This is a genomic window from Streptomyces sp. UNOC14_S4, assembly GCF_020740835.1.
In the GTDB taxonomy this organism is placed as follows: domain Bacteria; phylum Actinomycetota; class Actinomycetes; order Streptomycetales; family Streptomycetaceae; genus Streptomyces.
Map to the genome: position 1 here is coordinate 20,108 of NZ_JAINFC010000010.1, position 16,182 is coordinate 36,289.

The 16,182-nt window shown below is 70.3% G+C and carries 15 protein-coding genes; 7 read left to right on the forward strand and 8 right to left on the reverse strand.

Going from position 1 to position 16,182, the window contains the following annotated elements:
* Positions 1-6 precede the first annotated feature (6 nt).
* From K6I34_RS01985 to K6I34_RS02010, 6 genes are all read right to left on the reverse strand, one after another.
* The gene (locus K6I34_RS01985; protein WP_229322233.1) at positions 7-1,146 is read right to left on the reverse strand and encodes a DegT/DnrJ/EryC1/StrS aminotransferase family protein; all 1,140 of its coding nucleotides are present in this window, start codon (positions 1,144-1,146) and stop codon (positions 7-9) included.
* Positions 1,143-2,063: an NAD(P)-dependent oxidoreductase gene (locus tag K6I34_RS01990; protein ID WP_229322234.1), complete on the reverse strand. Its 921-nt coding sequence runs from the start codon at positions 2,061-2,063 to the stop codon at positions 1,143-1,145. Before K6I34_RS01990 ends, K6I34_RS01985 begins: the two co-directional genes overlap by 4 nt.
* A gap of 11 nt (positions 2,064-2,074) precedes the next feature.
* Positions 2,075-3,046, reverse strand: coding sequence for a radical SAM protein (locus tag K6I34_RS01995; protein WP_229322235.1), 972 nt, complete (start codon positions 3,044-3,046; stop codon positions 2,075-2,077).
* Between the two features lie 104 nt (positions 3,047-3,150).
* Positions 3,151-3,942, reverse strand: coding sequence for a glycosyltransferase (locus K6I34_RS02000; RefSeq protein ID WP_229322236.1), 792 nt, complete (start codon positions 3,940-3,942; stop codon positions 3,151-3,153).
* A gap of 100 nt (positions 3,943-4,042) precedes the next feature.
* Positions 4,043-5,155 (reverse strand): hypothetical protein, encoded by a 1,113-nt coding sequence (locus K6I34_RS02005; protein ID WP_229322237.1) that lies wholly within the window; start codon positions 5,153-5,155, stop codon positions 4,043-4,045.
* A gap of 74 nt (positions 5,156-5,229) precedes the next feature.
* The gene (locus K6I34_RS02010; protein ID WP_229322238.1) at positions 5,230-6,522 is read right to left on the reverse strand and encodes a DegT/DnrJ/EryC1/StrS aminotransferase family protein; all 1,293 of its coding nucleotides are present in this window, start codon (positions 6,520-6,522) and stop codon (positions 5,230-5,232) included.
* A gap of 600 nt (positions 6,523-7,122) precedes the next feature.
* On the opposite strand from K6I34_RS02010, the gene kdpF reads away from it, so the two are divergent.
* From kdpF to K6I34_RS02040, 6 genes are all read left to right on the forward strand, one after another.
* On the forward strand, positions 7,123-7,212 hold the full coding sequence (gene kdpF / locus K6I34_RS38530; RefSeq protein WP_229322239.1) for a K(+)-transporting ATPase subunit F: 90 nt from the start codon (positions 7,123-7,125) through the stop codon (positions 7,210-7,212).
* A complete protein-coding gene (gene kdpA / locus K6I34_RS02020) occupies positions 7,212-8,876 on the forward strand; it encodes a potassium-transporting ATPase subunit KdpA (RefSeq protein WP_229322240.1) in 1,665 nt (554 codons plus the stop codon). The genes kdpF and kdpA overlap by 1 nt, the downstream gene beginning before the upstream one ends.
* On the forward strand, positions 8,876-10,981 hold the full coding sequence (gene kdpB, locus K6I34_RS02025) for a potassium-transporting ATPase subunit KdpB (protein ID WP_229322241.1): 2,106 nt from the start codon (positions 8,876-8,878) through the stop codon (positions 10,979-10,981). The genes kdpA and kdpB overlap by 1 nt, the downstream gene beginning before the upstream one ends.
* 21 nt (positions 10,982-11,002) lie before the next feature.
* A complete protein-coding gene (gene kdpC, locus K6I34_RS02030; protein WP_308293951.1) occupies positions 11,003-11,632 on the forward strand; it encodes a potassium-transporting ATPase subunit KdpC in 630 nt (209 codons plus the stop codon).
* A gap of 186 nt (positions 11,633-11,818) precedes the next feature.
* A complete protein-coding gene (locus tag K6I34_RS02035) occupies positions 11,819-12,829 on the forward strand; it encodes a hypothetical protein (RefSeq protein WP_229322242.1) in 1,011 nt (336 codons plus the stop codon).
* An 80-nt stretch (positions 12,830-12,909) separates the two neighbouring features.
* Positions 12,910-13,347 carry a hypothetical protein gene (locus tag K6I34_RS02040; RefSeq protein WP_229322243.1) on the forward strand — a complete coding sequence of 146 codons (438 nt, stop codon included), beginning with the start codon at positions 12,910-12,912 and terminating at the stop codon, positions 13,345-13,347.
* A gap of 78 nt (positions 13,348-13,425) precedes the next feature.
* Here the strand turns inward: K6I34_RS02040 and K6I34_RS02045 are convergent, their stop codons facing one another.
* A complete protein-coding gene (locus K6I34_RS02045; RefSeq protein WP_229322244.1) occupies positions 13,426-13,869 on the reverse strand; it encodes a GNAT family N-acetyltransferase in 444 nt (147 codons plus the stop codon).
* Positions 13,844-15,049 carry a helix-turn-helix transcriptional regulator gene (locus K6I34_RS02050; RefSeq protein ID WP_229322245.1) on the reverse strand — a complete coding sequence of 402 codons (1,206 nt, stop codon included), beginning with the start codon at positions 15,047-15,049 and terminating at the stop codon, positions 13,844-13,846. The genes K6I34_RS02045 and K6I34_RS02050 overlap by 26 nt, the downstream gene beginning before the upstream one ends.
* 147 nt (positions 15,050-15,196) lie before the next feature.
* On the opposite strand from K6I34_RS02050, the gene K6I34_RS02055 reads away from it, so the two are divergent.
* Positions 15,197-15,664 (forward strand): hypothetical protein, encoded by a 468-nt coding sequence (locus K6I34_RS02055; protein WP_229322246.1) that lies wholly within the window; start codon positions 15,197-15,199, stop codon positions 15,662-15,664.
* Positions 15,665-16,182: the final 518 nt, after the last annotated feature.

Below are 16,182 nucleotides of genomic sequence, written 5' to 3' on the forward strand. Positions count from 1 at the left end.
GGGCGGTCACCTCTCCACGGCCGTTTCCAGGGCGGTCCGCAGGGCGGCGAGGACGGTGTCGGCGTCGTCCTCGCCCATGCGGGTGTGCAGGGGCAGACAGATGTGGTGGGCGCAGAGGGCCTCGGCGACGGGGAAGCGCCCGGCGGGGATCCGGCCGTCGAAGACGGGCTGCGCGCCGAGCGGCATCTCGTAGATCTCGCCGCCGAGTTGCACCCCGGCCTCCTTCATCCGGGCGCGCAGGGCCGCCCGGTCCACGGCGGGGTCGAGGGCGACGACGTACTTGTACCAGCTGGCGGGGGTGTGCCGCGGCAGCACGGGCCGTACGTACGGCAGGTTCCGCAGGCCGGTGGTGTAGCGCTGGGCGAGCCGGTCGCGGGTCTTGAGGAACTCGTCGAGGCGGCGCAGCTGGGCCCGGCCGACGGCCGCGTGCAGCTCGCTCATGCGGGCGTTCTCGCCGAGTACGGTGTGGTGGCTGCGCCACTCCTCGGGTTTGCCGAGGTTGCGGTAGAGGCGTACGCGCGCGGCGAGTTCGTCGTCGTCGGTGACGACCATGCCGCCTTCGGCGGAGGTGATGACCTTGGTGGCGAAGAAGGAGAAGGCGCCCGCCGTGCCGAAGGTCCCGGCGTGGCGTCCGCCGAGGCGGCTGCCGTGGGCGTGCGCGCAGTCCTCCAGCAGCCACAGGCCGCGCCGGGCGCACCAGTCGGCGATCGCGGTGATGTCGGGCGGGATGATGCCGCCCATGTGGACGAGGAGGACGCCCGCCGTCGCGCCGGTGACGGCCGCGTCGAGGGTGCGGGGGCTGGGCGCGAGGGTGTCGGCCTCGACGTCGACGAGCCGTACGCGCAGGCCCGTGAGGAGGGGCGCGGCGGCGGAGGAGTAGAAGGCGTTGGCGGGGACGAGCACCTCGCCCTCGCCGTGCTCGCCGACCGTGGCGCGCAGGGCGCAGACCAGGGCGGCGGTGCCGGAGGCGACGGCGACGGCGTGCCGGGCCCCGGTGAAGCGGGCCATGTCGGCCTCGAACGCGGCGACTTCGGCGCCCTGGGCGAGCTGTCCGGTCTCCAGGGAGGTGCGGACGGCGGCGAGGATCGTGTCGATGTCGGTGTCCGAGAAGTCCGGGCGCACCGGCACCACCTTCGGGGCCGTCACCGGCTGTTCGCCTCCGCCCCGGTGCCGCGGGCGGCGAGCTCCATGCGCAGCCCCTCGTCGATGGTGATCACGGGTTTCCAGCCGAGCTGGGCCCTGGCCTTGGCGGTGGAGACGAAGCGCTGGGAGTAGACGAGTTCGCCGCGGCGGGTGGGTTCCTCGCGGTGGACGATGGGCACGCCGCCGTACAGGGCGGAGACGCGTTCGGCGAGTTCGCGGGTGCTGAGGATCTCCGGGCCCTCCAGGTTGTAGACCTGGTTCGCGGCGACGGGGGCGGTGGCGCGGTGGAAGGCGTCGGCGAGGTCGTGCACGTGGAGGAACGCGCGGCGTTCGGTGCCGTCGCCGAAGACGGTCAGCGGCCCGCCCTCGGCGGCGAGCCGCAGGAACGCGGAGACGACGAGGCCGGGCCACATGCCGGGCCCGTAGACGGGGCTGTAGCGCAGCACGGTGCAGTCCAGGCCGCGCAGCCGGGCGTAGTCGCGGGCCAGCAGCTCCTTGGCGATCATCGAGGTGGTGTAGAAGTGGCCCGCGCCGGTGGGCAGGAAGGGCTCGTCCTCGTCGATGGCCTCGACGCGCATGGCGTTGTAGACCCAGCAGCTGCCCGCGATGACGACACGGGAGACACCGGCCCCGGCCGCGGCCTCCAGGACGGCGGCCGTGCCGGTCACGTTGACGTCCATGGCGGTCACGGGGTCGGCGAGGACGGCCCTGGCGTCGGCGACCCCGGCCAGGTGCATGACGGCGTCGGGCCGCCAGGCGGCGAGGAGCGCGGCCAGTTCGTCCTTGGCCGTGACGGACAGGGCCGTGCCGGGATGGGGGTCGTCAGGAGTCCAGTGGGTGTCGACGACGTGGACGTCGTGACCCTCCTCGTGGAACTTGCGGGCCACGTGCCGGCCGATGAAGCCGGATCCACCTGTCACCAGGCAACGCATCAGGACCTCTTCCGAAGGCTGGGAGTCCGAGGGCTGGGAGTCCGAAGGTCGGTAGTCCGGGAGCTGGGAGAAGGGAGCAGGGTGGCGGGGGCCGCCGCGCAGCCGTCGTCCGCGTCCGGCGTGGCCTCCAGCAGGGTGAGGAAGCGCCGGTCGGCGAGCTCCTCCGTGGTGTGCTGCTGGGGAATGCGGAAGTCGCGGCGGGTGCGCTGCTGGTGGGGCATGAGCCTGCCGACGCTGCCCATGCAGTTGCGGCAGGCCCGCAGGGGCTCGGGGCGCCGGAGGTGGTCCAGGAGCCGCCGGGCGAACCCGGGGTCGTCGGAGAGGGGAAGGGCGTCCGCCCAGATGTCGTCGCGGTCGGCCAGGACCTGGGGGATGAACACCGACTGCGGGCAGGTGAAGAAGTGGCCCTCGTAGACGGTGTGGCAGCGCCAGACGTGGGCGATCTGGCAGGTCGTATAGATGCGCCGGACGAGGTGGTCGTCGTCGGTGCCGTGCTCGGAGTAGGAGTAGCGGAAGTGGGAGTAGTGGGCGACGGTCAGGGTGACGCCGTGCTCGGCCGCCCGGGCCTCGACGCGCTCGCGCTGCTCCTGGCCGAGCTCCCGGCCGGGGTAGACGGAGATCTCCACCTCGTCCACGGCCGCCCAGAAGTCCTCGCCCGCGCGGGGCAGCAGGACTCCGTTGGTGCAGACGAGGATGCGGGGCGCGACGCCCGAGGCGCGGACGGCGTGCAGGATCTCCACGAGCCGCGGGTGCAGCAGCGGCTCCCCGCCGAGCACCTTGACGAACCGCGCGCGGAAGGAGCGCGCCAGCAGGTCCAGGTCGCGGGCGATGGTCTCCGGGTCGGCCAGGGAGCGGGTGAAGGCCGGTGAGAGGTGGCTGCAGGAGGCGCAGCCGAGGTTGCAGTGGTAGGCGACGTTGATCTCGCAGCCTTCGGGCGTTTCGACCTTGCCGTTCACCATGCGATAGGTCATCGGGTCACCATGCGGCTGGTCATGCGGCTGGCCTTGTGACTGGTCATGCGACTGGTCATGGGGTTCTGCCTCGGTCTCGCTCGGTGTGCGCTCGCTCCCGGGCGTCAGTCCTGCCAGGAGAACGTCGCGTCGAAGGGGCGGGTGAAGTCGTTGGAGTAACCGCCGAGGTGGTAGTGGAGCGTGGGTCTCCCGGTGCACGAGACGGGTTCGCGGCGCTCGCGCAGGCTCATGGCGAGCTTGTCGTCCTCGCCGATGAGCCGTGCCTCGTCGGCGGCGTCGAAGTCGTCGGTGAAGGGGACCTCCAGCAGCAGTTCACGGGCGAGCAGCCACTCCCCCGTGTCCACGGAGATCACCGGCTCGGGCACGTCCAGCGGGTCGAGCCGGTCGCGGCGGACGCAGGTGCCGGGGCGTACGACGCCCTTGGCGCGCATGCGCGCGTACTCGGCGCGGCCTTCCTCCGGGTCGCGGGCCCAGGGGTCGCGCTGTTCCAGATAGGGGGTGCCGTCCCGGTTCAGCATGCGCAGGTGCGAATGCACGGCGCGGTGGCCGGTGCGCGCGGCGCACTCCAGGAGGCTGTCGAGGTGGTCGGGCTCCCAGGTGTTGTCGTCGTCGAGGAAGGCGATCCAGGGGGCCTCGCTGATCCGTACGGCCATGTTGCGCAGCCGTGACGAGCGTCCGGGGCCCGATACGTCGCGGGGGCCGCGGCCCACGAGGATCCAGCGGACGTTGGCGGGCAGCGGCCCGCCCTCGCGCAGGGAGCGGTAGGAGGCGTCGCAGTCGTCGAGCACGACGATGTGCTCGAACGGGGCGTGGATCTTCTGCTCCTGGACGCTGCGCAGGGCGCGGGCCAGCAGCTCCGGCCGGGTTCTGGTGATGGTGACGACGGTGACCAGCACGGGAGGGCCGCCCTTCGTGGCCGCGGTTGACTGCCCATCGGTTACTGACTGACCTTCAACTGACCGGATTTCAGCCGAAGAACTTTCGGTCGGCCGCCCTTCAGAGGGGGACATGCCCGGCCTCGCTGCCGCTGTCGGTGAACCGGAACGGCAGGGCGCGCAGCCCGGCCTCGGCCATCGCCGCGCGTACCTCGGTCTGGCGGCGGCCCGGCTCGCACACCAGCAGCAGGAAGCCGCCGCCGCCCGAGCCGAGCAGTTTGCCGCCCGCCGCACCCGCCTCGACGGCGCGGTCGTGCAGGGCCTGGAGCGCCGGGCTGCTCACCCGGGAGCCGAGTTTGGACTTGAGCCGCCAGTGCTCCTCGACGAGCCCGGCCACCCCGGAGACGTCACCGGCGCGCAGGCAGTCGGCCATGTCGTCGGCGAGGCGCCGGATCGCGTGCAGCCGGGTGAGGGAGTCGCTGTGGCCTTCGAGGGTGCGCCGGTTCTGCTCGGCCAGGACGTCACCGGCGTCCCGGCTGATGCCGGTGTGGAAGAGCATCAGTCGCTCCTCCAGACCGTCGCGCACGCGGGGCGGGAGGTCGAGGGGTTCGGGGTCGACCCGGCCGGAGCGGTGGAAGCGCAGCAGCAGGATCCCGCCGTAGGCGGCGAGGTAGTGGTCCTGCTTGCCGACCGCGCGCCCGAGGTCCTCGATCTCCACGCGGGCGGCGGTCTCGGCCAGCTCGCGTGCCGAGGCGGCGCGCGGGTGGGCGGCGGCGTGCAGCAGGGACACGGCGAAGGCGGCGGAGCCGCCGAGCCCGCTGCCCGGCGGGACGTCGCTGAAGACGGCGACCTGCCGGTCGCGGTGCAGCCCGGCGCGCAGCAGGCAGGCCCGGGTCATGCGGTTGGGGTGGTCGGCGGCGGTGTCGCACAGTTCGTACGACTCCGAGTATGGCTCGGAGTGCGACTCGGAATGCGACTCGGAGGCGGTGCGCAGTCGCCCGGAGAACTCCCGGGGGAAGACGGTGACACCGACGTAGCGGTCGATGGCACAGCCGATGACCAGGCCGCCGTGGCGGGAGGAGTAGCTCGGGATGTCGGTGCCGCCCCCGGCCAGGGAGATCCGCAGCGGTGAGCGCGCGGTGACCATGGCCGGGCGGACCGCGCCCGGTGCCGGGCGGTGCGGCGGCTCGCGGGTGCCGAGCGCGGGCCCGTACTCCTGCTGAAGGTCCATCATCAACGCCTTCGGTAGGGAGCCTTCGTGGCCTTCGTGGCCTTCATGGCCTTCGGTGGCGGAGCCCAGGGCGGGGTTCAGGCCCGGGAGAGCTGTGCCCTGGCCTTCTCGACGGCCGTCGCGATCAGCTCCATGCGCTCGGGCGGGGCGAGGAACATACGGTGCGGCAGGACGACCGCGCTCTCGCCCGCGGCCTCGGCGACGGGCAGCGAGAACCGGGACGGGTCCAGCTCGCGGGCGCGCCGCGGGTCGTGCGCGGGCCGGAACCAGCCGGAGGCCAGCGGCTGGTAGAGGACGTTGTCGCTGAGCGCCGAGTCGATGGGCTCGACCTGCAGGCCGAGGTGCTGCGACATGACGCCCGCGACCGCGTGCTTGGCACCGGGCCCGAAGACCGCCGGGTCCAGCCGGATGCAGTACTGGTAGGCGGCGTCCTCGGTGAGCGCGGCCGGGCGGGCGAGCGGGGCCACGCCGTCGACGCCGGCGAGGAGTTCGTCCAGCCGCCGCATCGCCACGCGCCTGCGGGCGTTCTCCTCGTCGAGGCGGCCGAGCCCGTCCAGCGCGACGGCCGCGTTGAACTCGCTCATGCAGTAGTTGTAGCCCTGGACGCCGGGCAGCTCCTCCAGCTCCAGCTCGCCGAGCGGGGTGCCCTGGCGGCGCCCGCGGCCGTCCACGCGCTTGCGGTAGAGCCGGCTGTGGAGGGCGGGGTCGGAGGTGACGGCGATGCCGCCCTCGCCCGCGGTGAGCAGCTTGGTCTGCTGGAGGCTGAAGGCGGCGGCGTCACCGAACGCGCCGAGCCTGCGCCCGCGCCAGGTGGCGCCGTGCACGTGGGAGCAGTCCTCCAGCAGCGCGACGCCGCGCCTGCGGCAGAGCTCGGTGAACCCGTCGAGGTCCGCCGCCGAGCCGTAGAGGTGGACGACCATGACGGCCCGGGTCCGCTCAGTGATCGCCGCCTCGGCCGCCGCGACCGACATGCACAGGGTGTCGGGCTCGACGTCGACCAGGACCGGCACCGCGCCGACGCGCAGCACGGACGAGGCACAGGCCACCCAGGTCAGCCCGGGGACGAGCACCTCGTCCCCGACGCCGACCCCCAAGGCCTCCAGGGCGATCGTCAGCGCCGCGGAGCCGTTGCACGTGGGAACGGCGTGGGCGGTGCCGGTGTACGCGGCGAACGCGTCGGCGAACGCCTGCTCGTACGAGGGGGTGCCGGTGTAGGCGCCGCTGACGGCCCACCGGCCGGACCGCAGCGCGGCGAGGAGGTGTTCCTCGGTCTTCTCGGTGTATATGGGCCACGTGGGCCAGACGCTCTCCTCGGCAGGTGGCTCCCCGCCTCGGGCTAACCGCTCTTCGCTCCGGGTCTGCGTCGTCAAGATCGGGGACCTCCGTGCTCACATGACCACGGCTCGGGCACGCCGACGACCGTGGTCGAAAATGGGGGGTGTGCCACGGGTCTCACACAAGTACGCTCAAGTACGCTCGCATCCCGGTGAGTTGAGCGGACGCGAGGGTTCAGAGCTTACCCAGTCAACTGATGGCAGTGTCAACCATCCGTAAGCATCTTGCCACTTAGCGCGATTTAGCCGGATGTACAGCCTCCGAGGTGCGCGCCTCCGGGACCGGGTCCGCATACCCCGACGGCGCGACGCCCTCGCGCCAGAACCGGACAGTTCGGATTCCGCATCACGCTTGGAGCCCCTCAAGCAATCACTTCACCCGATCACCTGACGTTCAGAACAAGCCATCGAATGCAATATACAAGCCGTCAAAGGAGTGGCCCGACGCGTCAGGAGAGCGCTAAGAGCTCTCGCCAGGGGCTCGTGGCAGCGCTTCGCTACCGTGTGGCTCAAATGAGTCGGTCCACTGCTGAAAGAACAACGGGGTGCATCGCCCATGGCGGACTTGTTGTACATCGGCCTCACCGTCCTCGCCTTCGTCCTCCTCCACCTCGCCGCCAAGGGGGTGGAGCGCCTGTGAGCATCGAGAACCTCGTCGGACTGGCCGTCTCCGTCGCCCTGGTGATCTACCTGGTGTGGTGTCTGCTCTTCCCGGAGCGTTTCTGATGAACGAGACGCTCGCGGGCTGGCTGCAGATCCTCGCCCTGGTGGGCGCCCTCGCCCTCTCCTACCGTCCGCTCGGCGATTACATCGCCCACTGCCTGACCGCGTCCCGGCACCTGCGCGTCGAACGGGCCGTGTACCGGGCGGGCGGCGTGAACGCGGACACCGAGCAGACCTGGTCGGGCTATCTGCGCGGTGTGCTGGCGTTCTCACTCGTCTCGGTCCTGTTCCTGTACACGTTCCAGCGGATCCAGGACCGCCTCCTGCTGTCGCTGGGCATGAAGCCGGTGAGCCCGGACCAGGCCTTCAACACGGCGGCCTCGTTCGTCACCAACACCAACTGGCAGTCGTACTCAGGTGAGTCGACGATGGGTCACCTGGTGCAGATGGCCGGGCTCGCCGTACAGAACTTCGTCTCGGCCGCGGTGGGCATCGCCGTCGTCGCGACGCTCATCCGGGGTTTCACGCGCAAAAGGACCGACCACATCGGCAACTTCTGGGTCGACCTCACCCGCGTCACGCTGCGCGTGCTGCTGCCGCTCTCCTTCGTCTTCGCGATCGTGCTGCTGGCGGCCGGGGTGGTGCAGAACTTCCACGGCGTGCAGGCGGTCACCACGATCGCGGGCGACCACCAGAGCATCACCGGCGGCCCGGTCGCCTCCCAGGAGGCCATCAAGGAACTCGGCACCAACGGCGGCGGCTTCTACAGCGCCAACTCCGCCCACCCGTTCGAGAATCCCACCGCCTTCACCAACCTCCTGGAGATCTATCTGCTCCTGGTGATCTCCTTCTCACTGCCCCGCACCTTCGGCACCATGGTCGGCGACCGGCGGCAGGGCTACGCGGTGCTGGCCGTCATGGGCCTGGTCTGGGCGGCCTCGGTGGCCGTGGTGACGGTGAACGAGCTGCACAGCGTCAGCAGCCCGGCCGGGCACGCGGCGGGCGGCATGATGGAGGGCAAGGAGCAGCGGCTCGGCATCTGGGCCTCCGCCCTCTTCGCCGTCTCCACCACGCTCACCTCCTGCGGCGCGGTCGACGCGGCACACGACTCGTTCACACCGGGCGGCGGCGGGCTGCTGATCTTCAACATGATGCTCGGCGAGATCGCCCCCGGCGGCACCGGCTCCGGGCTGTACGGCATTCTCGTCCTCGCGATCGTCGCGGTGTTCGTGGCCGGGCTGATGGTGGGCCGTACGCCCGAGTATCTGGGCAAGAAGCTCGGCAGCCGCGAGATGAAGTTCGCCTCGCTCTACATCCTCACCACCCCCGCCCTCGTCCTGGTGGGCTCGGGCATCGCCATGGCGCTCCCCGGCGAACGGGGCTCCATGGCCAACGACGGCCCGCACGGCTTCTCCGAGGTGCTCTACGCCTTCACCTCGGCGGCCAACAACAACGGCTCCGCCTTCGCGGGCCTGACGGCGAACACCCCCTGGTACAACACCGTGCTCGGCCTGGTCATGGTCTTCGGCCGGTTCCTGCCGATGATCTTCGTCCTGGCCCTCGCCGGGGCACTGGCCGGGCAGCGGCCCGTACCCGTCACGGCGGGCACCCTGCCCACCTACCGGCCGCAGTTCGTCGGGCTGCTGACCGGCGTGATCCTCATCGTCGTCGGCCTCACCTATTTCCCCGCTCTGGCGCTGGGGCCGCTCGCGGAAGGACTGCACTGATGCCCTCCCCCACGAACGACCCCGAATCCTCCGCAGCCCCCGCCCGGAAGCAGCCGCACCGGATCTCGGGCGGCCTGCTGGACCCGCGGCAGCTCGTCACCTCCTTCCCCGATGCCGTGCGCAAGCTCGACCCGCGGCTGATGGCGCACAACCCGGTCATGTTCGTGGTCGAGGTGGGGGCGGTGCTCACCACCCTCTCCGCGGTCAAGGACCCCGGCGTCTTCGCCTGGGTGATCACGGCATGGCTGTGGCTGACCGCCGTCTTCGCCAACCTGGCCGAGGCCGTCGCCGAGGGCCGGGGCAAGGCCCAGGCGGACACCCTGCGCCGGACGCGTACGCACACCACGGCCCGCCGCCTCGTGAGCTGGTCGCCCGGCGCGGCCCTCGTCGAGGAGGAGGTGCCCGCGGCGGAGCTGCGGCTGGGCGACCACGTCGTCGTCGAGGCCGGCCAGGTCATCCCCGGTGACGGGGACGTCGTGGAGGGCGTGGCCTCCGTCGACGAGTCGGCCATCACGGGCGAGTCCGCGCCGGTGATCCGCGAGTCCGGCGGTGACCGCTCCGCCGTCACCGGCGGTACGAAGGTCCTCTCCGACCGCATCGTCATCAAGATCACCTCCAAGCCGGGCGAGACGTTCATCGACCGGATGATCGCTCTCGTCGAGGGCGCGGCGCGGCAGAAGACGCCGAACGAGATCGCGCTGAACATCCTGCTGGCCTCGCTCACGATCGTCTTCCTGATCGCGGTCGTCACGCTCCAGCCGTTCGCCATCTACGCGAAGGCCGAGCAGACCATCGTCGTCCTCGTCGCGCTCGTGGTCGCCCTGATCCCGACGACGATCGGCGCGCTGCTGTCCGCGATCGGTATCGCGGGCATGGACCGTCTCGTCCAGCGCAACGTCCTGGCGATGTCCGGGCGCGCGGTGGAGGCCGCGGGCGATGTCAACACGCTCCTCCTGGACAAGACCGGCACCATCACCCTCGGCAACCGGCAGGCCGCCGAGTTCCTGCCGGTCGGCGGGGTCACGGCCGACGAACTCGCGGACGCCGCCCAGCTGTCCTCGCTGGCCGACGAGACGCCGGAGGGCCGCTCCGTCGTCGTCCTCGCGAAGCAGCGATACGCCCTGCGGGCCCGTACGGAGGGCGAGTTGGAACAGGCGACGTTCGTGCCGTTCACCGCGCAGACACGGATGAGCGGGGTGGACGTGGACGGCCGCCGCATCCGCAAGGGCGCCACCGCGGCCGTCACCGCGTGGGTGACGGCCGCGGGCGGCACGGTCGGTGACGACGTGCAGGAGACCGTCGGCCGCATCTCCCGCCTCGGCGGCACGCCGCTCGTGGTCGCGGTGGACGACGCGGAGGGCGCGCGCGTGCTCGGCGTCATCCATCTCAAGGACATCGTCAAGGAAGGCATCAGGGAACGGTTCGAGGAACTGCGCCGCATGGGCATCAGGACCGTCATGATCACGGGTGACAACCCGCTGACGGCCAGGGCCATCGCCGAAGAGGCGGGCGTCGACGACTTCCTCGCGGAGGCGACACCCGAGGACAAGATGGCGCTGATCAAGCGCGAGCAGTCCGGCGGCAAGCTCGTCGCGATGACCGGCGACGGCACCAACGACGCCCCGGCGCTGGCCCAGGCGGACGTCGGTGTCGCGATGAACACCGGCACCTCGGCCGCCAAGGAGGCCGGGAACATGGTCGACCTGGACTCCAACCCGACCAAGCTCATCGAGATCGTCGAGATCGGCAAGCAGCTCCTCATCACGCGCGGCGCGCTGACCACCTTCTCGATCGCCAACGACGTCGCGAAGTACTTCGCGATCATCCCGGCGATGTTCGCGGTGGCCTACCCGGGCCTCGACAGGCTCAACATCATGCGGCTGCACAGCCCGACCTCGGCGGTGTCCTCCGCCATCATCTTCAACGCGCTGATCATCGTCGCCCTGATCCCGCTCGCGCTGCGCGGCGTGCGCTACCGGCCCTCGTCCGCGGCCTCGCTGCTCGGCCGCAACATCCGGCTCTACGGGGCGGGCGGGCTGATCCTGCCGTTCCTCGGCATCAAACTCATCGACCTGGCCGTCCAGTTCGTCCCCGGCCTGCACTGACTGCGGAGAGAAGGCGAAACCGTGCTCCTCCACCTTCCGTCGCTGCTGCGGCAGCACGTGTCGGCCCTGCGCATGCTCCTGGTGTTCACCGTCGTCACCGGCCTCGCCTATCCCCTGGCGGTGGCAGGCGTCGGCCGACTCGCGTTCCCCCACCAGGCGGACGGCTCACTGATCGAGCAGCATGGCAGGCCGGTGGCATCCAGCCTGCTCGGCCAGAACTTCGCCCTGCCGAAGAAGAACCCCGACGACCCCCAGGAGGCACCGCGCCCCGACCCCAAGTGGTTCCAGCCACGCCCCTCCGCCGCTTCGTACGACCCGCTGAACTCGTCGGCCTCCAACCTCGGTCCCAGCAGCACGGCACTCCTCGACGCGATCGCGCAGCGGCGTGCCGCGGTGGCTTCGTTCGACGGTGTCCCGCCGTCCTCGGTACCGGCGGACGCCCTCACGGCGAGCGGGTCGGGGCTCGATCCGGACATCTCCCCGGCGTACGCGTACGAACAGGCGGCGCGGGTGGCCCGTACGCGCGGCCTTCCTCTCCAAGGGGTCAGGCACCTCGTGGCGGACCATGTCCAGGAACGTGCCCTGGGATTCCTGGGAGAACCACACGTCGATGTCGTGGAGCTGAACGAGGCATTGTCCAAGGCGGGTTGATACAGGACACCATGAATGATTTCCGTGGGGGCGGGGAGCCGATACACCAAGGGGCGGTCGTATTATGGTCATTATGCACCCGTTGAGGTGAAATATCTGCGCCATCTCTATTCGAGGTTGACGGGTCGCGCTGTGCTGCTGGTGTTGCCCTGACCAGGGCAATGTCATTGGGGAAATGAGGCAAGCATGACCTCCGTGCATTCGCCGACCCGACGCACGGCGCTCACCGCCCTGAGCGCCTTTGTGCTCATCGTCGGCTTCCTCTTCGCCGTCCCGCAGCGCGGGTTCGCGACAGGGCCGAAGCCCTCGCCGTCGGCCCCCACACCCGCCGTGGCCAAGCCCGCGCCGGAGAAAAAGCCTTCGTCCCGTGCGCTCACCAACACCAATCCCGTGACCTACCACGGCGGCAAGGTCCAGAACGCGCCCCAGGTGTATGTCGTGTGGTGGGGGAATCAGTGGTCCCAAGGGAACAACGACCCCAAGAACGAGCTGTTTCTCCAGGCGCGATTCTTCGACAGCCTTTACGGCGCCGGTGACAACTGGAGCACTTCGGCCACGCAGTACTGCTCCGGCATCACGAGTGGTTCGAAGGACTGCTCCCACGCCGTCACGTTCGTCGGGCACCCCGCTTCCAGCCCGCGCGTCGGCCAGTGGGACGAGGAGAGCGCGGCCGCCCCGCAGAATCCCACGACGACCGACATCGTCAACGAGGGCATCAAGGCCGCTCAATACTTCGGCGTGAGCGACACCAACAGCCAGATCATCATCGACACGCCGCCCGGGGTCGTACCCAGTGGCTTCAAGACCCAGTACTGCGCCTGGCACACCTCGGTCAATCTGACGGGCGGCGGCCAGATCACGGTCACCAACATGCCCTACATGCCGGACGCCGGTGCCACCTGCGGCGCCAGTTCCGTGCCCGTCGGAACCACCGGTGTCAATGCGGACAACGAGGGCGTGACCATCGTCGGCGGCCACGAGTACGGCGAGACCCTCACGGACCCCGTGCCCATCACAGGCTGGACCGACGACACCGGGGGCACCGGCGAGACCGCCGACAAGTGCGCGTGGACCAGCATGGGCATCGTTTCGCTGAACGGCAACAAATTCGCCGTCCAACCGCTGTGGAGCAACAACGCCAACAGCGGCTCGGGCGGGTGCGTCAAGTACTACAACTCGGCGGCCAGCCAGGGCTGATCCGGCCCGGGTGGGCGGAGCCGTGCGCTCCGCCCACCCCTTCCACGGTCCCGCAGGCATCGCAGAAACGGCCCCGCATCATGAGCCACCGTTTCCTTGCACCCTTCGCCCGTACCGCTCTGGCCCTGCTCCTTCTCGCCGGCTGCTCCGGCTGCTCCGGCACCACAGGGCCCGCCGCCCTCACCTCGCCCGAACCCGCGTGCCGCGCCCCCGGGGCGGCGATCCTGCCGCAGACCTCCGGGACCGCCACCGAGGACGACAACGGCGCACGCATCTGCGTGGCCAGAGGCCAGACGATCGCCGTGTTCCTCAACGCCCACAGCAACGACGCCCGCGCCTTCTGGAAACCGATCACGGCACAGCCGTCATCGGCCATCCGACGCGAGAGCAACGGCACGGTGACCCTGGCGATCGGCGTCACCGCCGCCCTGCTCACCACGACCGCCGTCGGCGACGTCCGCCTGGCCAGCCGGAAGGAGTCCGGTGGAACGTGGACGGCGACGCTGGTCGTCCACTGACCGGGTCGACGGGGGCGGGTCCCGGGCCCGTCTCCGGCCACTGAGCCGACGAGGTCGTTCGGGCCGGGCTCATAGCATCTACTCGATCCGGTAGAGCATCTTGTCGTGGTGGGGCTCGGCGCCGAGGGCCTTGTAGAAGTCGAGGGCGGTGGAGTTGTTACGGTCGGCGGTCCATTCCACGCGGGTGCAACCGGCAGCCGAAGCCGCTGTTTGCACTCGTGTCATGAGGGCAGTGGCAATGCCCTGGCGCCGGGCCGACTCGCGTACGAAGAGCTCCTTCAGGAAGAGCGAGGCATCGGCACCGGCTGCCGGCCAGAGGAAGCTGTAGGACGCCATGCCCAGAACGATATCGCCGTCACGGGCGAGCAGGACCGTCGCGGCGGGCTGCTCGCCGAACAGCAGCGTTCGGACTTGGGTGACATCGGCTGGGGCCTTTTCACCTCCGTAGTACGCCTCGATTTCGCCGATCAGTATCGCGATGGCCTCCGCGTCCCGTTCAGTTGCCCGCTCGATGTGCACCATGCCCGCTGTCCTCTCGTTCGCCGGGAAGCGCCAGGACTTCATGGAGCTCCCGCATCTCCGGCAACACCTGTCGTGTCCGGGGCACGCTAGCGGCCAGTTCCTTCGCCCGGTAGATGATCAGGGCGCTGCGGTGTGCAGGCGGCAAGGCGGTGAGGGTGGCGGCGGCGTGCGTGGCTGCGCCTGCTGTGTCGCCGTCTGCCGCCATGCACACTGCCTGGTCGAGCCGGACGAGCGCACGGTCGGTGTGCTCATCCGGGGTGTACAACTCCAAGGCGCGTTTGTGCTCTTCTCCTGCGCGCCGGGTCCGGCCGAGGTGGGTCCAGGCGTTTCCGCTGTGGAACCGGAGCTGGCTCTCGGAGTACCCGAAAGCGGAGGCGATCCGCTCGGTGGGGTCCAGCCGGTCGAGCGCCGTCTGGGCATCGGCCAGGGCAGCGGCAACCTCGTCGGCCTGGTGGAGCGCGGCGTGTGCACGGGCCTTGAGGGGGGCGGCCAGAGCGGGGCCGACACACGGCAGTCCGCCTGCAAGATGCTGGGAACGGTGAGCGAGCTCCACCGCGCCGTGCAGGTCGCCGTCGTAGTAGAGCTGGTAGGCCTCCTGCGCGTACATCCACGACAGCGTGGCCCGGTCGTTGGCGAGGGCGGCGAACTGCCGACCGGTGCGCCACCAGTCACGAGCCGTCTTCTTGCCCGCTTTGAGCAAGGCGAGCGCCATCAGCCCGGCGAAACGAGCGGCCACAACCTGCAGGCGTCGTCGCACAGGAGCGGAGTGCGGGCGTCGGAGATGGCGCTGAAGAGCGGCGAGGTCGTCGACCAGGTCGTGCAGCAGCAGTTCCTCGGACCGGTAACGGGTGGCTCGACCGTACCGGTCGACGGTGTACTCCCAGTCCGCGACGCTCGCCTCCGCCAGAGGGCCGTCGGCCAGGTGCTCACCCAGCCCCTGCTGCAGAGCGGCGGCCCGTTCAAACACTCCGGCCGTGGCAGGAACAGCGGCGAGGTCGATCAGGTATCCGTCAGCTCCCAGGGCGTTGTCCAGCGAGGCGGCTATCGCGCGTGACGGCTGACGGCGGCCTGCCTCCAGGTCGTTGACGTAGGACTTGCCGCAATTGGCCAAGCGGGCGACGTCCCGCTGGGACAGATCGCCGCGGTAGCGGCGCAATGCCTGGGCAAAGGTCTCGTCCATATGGGTCCCGTGTCCGCCGTGCCCGCTCCGCTGCGGGCAGCAGCGGGCAGGCAACTCCTTCTTCATGACGTGGTGTTGGACAACGCTACTCGTGTGGGCGAACGCCCACAGCCCACTGTCTCCACCCGTTCCCCCTGGAGCTGACTCATGCTTGTGTTTCCCGGCACTGCCGTGGCCTCGTTGCCTCCGCTCGCTCACCCCACGGCACGCGAGCGCGCCCGTTCCCATCCCGAGCCCAGCGACGTCCAGCTCGATGCCGCCCCCATCAACGCCTGCATCGACGCGGCTCTCGCAGAGTCAGCCGTCGGAGCGCGGCTCGACACCCGCGCCCTGGCCGACCTGGCGCAGGAGCTCACTGGCCACCTGGCGCGGCTTCTCCCCCTCGCGAGTGCCCGGTACCGGGCCACGTCGGCCCGCGACCGCGACCCCGTACTGGGCCACTGGATCGGCTACCTCCAGCGCCGCCTCGCCGTCGAGCCCCCTGACGCCCACGCCAACCCGGCCTCGGCGCTCGCCTGGGTACAGGAGTCCGCGCGTTACGCGCGACAGACGCTGACCCTGGTCCTGGCCGAGGAGACCGCCGAGCAGCGGCACGCCGGGGTGACGAGACGGTGAGTTCCCACGCCGACATCAACGGGCTGCGCCAACCCACATACATGCCGCCACTGCGCTCGTCTCTGTACGGCGCAACCGCGGAGGACGACAAATTCCGCTCATCAGCATCCGGAAGGAGGGGAGATGGGCAGGGTCGAAGTCGCAGGTCGCCGCGCTGGGCAATGACCTGCCGGTGAACGAGATGGCCATCGCGGACCTGATAGACCCGTCTGTGGTCGTACGGTCCGAGGACGTCGAGCAGGAGGAGTGCTTCACCTTCTGGCGCACTGACCGGGAGTGTCCTGGGGCAGGGTGCTGCCGACGTGAGTAGCGGCTCGGCGAAGGCGCTCACGGCAGCCAGTGGCTGCCGTGAGCGCCGCGCGTGTGCCTACCGCGGCGAGGTGGGCGGCTAAGCCTTGATCCACCGAACTGATTCCGTCGCGTCGGTCTGATCGCGGTCCGGCTGATCGTGGGTCTGCGGCTGTTGTCTGGACGTGCCGTACTCGCTGGTCTGCCCAGCTTTTCCACGAATTCGGTTC

Bases quoted from the DNA above. Each gene is read 5' to 3' on its own strand.
- K6I34_RS02055 (WP_229322246.1), top strand. From the start codon at position 15,197: ATGCTTGTGTTTCCCGGCACTGCCGTGGCCTCGTTGCCTCCGCTCGCT.
- kdpB (WP_229322241.1), top strand. From the start codon at position 8,876: ATGCCCTCCCCCACGAACGACCCCGAATCCTCCGCAGCCCCCGCCCGG.
- kdpA (WP_229322240.1), top strand. From the start codon at position 7,212: ATGAACGAGACGCTCGCGGGCTGGCTGCAGATCCTCGCCCTGGTGGGC.
- K6I34_RS01995 (WP_229322235.1), bottom strand. From the start codon at position 3,046: ATGACCTATCGCATGGTGAACGGCAAGGTCGAAACGCCCGAAGGCTGC.
- K6I34_RS02040 (WP_229322243.1), top strand. From the start codon at position 12,910: ATGAGCCACCGTTTCCTTGCACCCTTCGCCCGTACCGCTCTGGCCCTG.
- K6I34_RS02050 (WP_229322245.1), bottom strand. From the start codon at position 15,049: ATGGACGAGACCTTTGCCCAGGCATTGCGCCGCTACCGCGGCGATCTG.
- K6I34_RS02045 (WP_229322244.1), bottom strand. From the start codon at position 13,869: ATGGTGCACATCGAGCGGGCAACTGAACGGGACGCGGAGGCCATCGCG.
- K6I34_RS02005 (WP_229322237.1), bottom strand. From the start codon at position 5,155: ATGATGGACCTTCAGCAGGAGTACGGGCCCGCGCTCGGCACCCGCGAG.
- K6I34_RS02035 (WP_229322242.1), top strand. From the start codon at position 11,819: ATGACCTCCGTGCATTCGCCGACCCGACGCACGGCGCTCACCGCCCTG.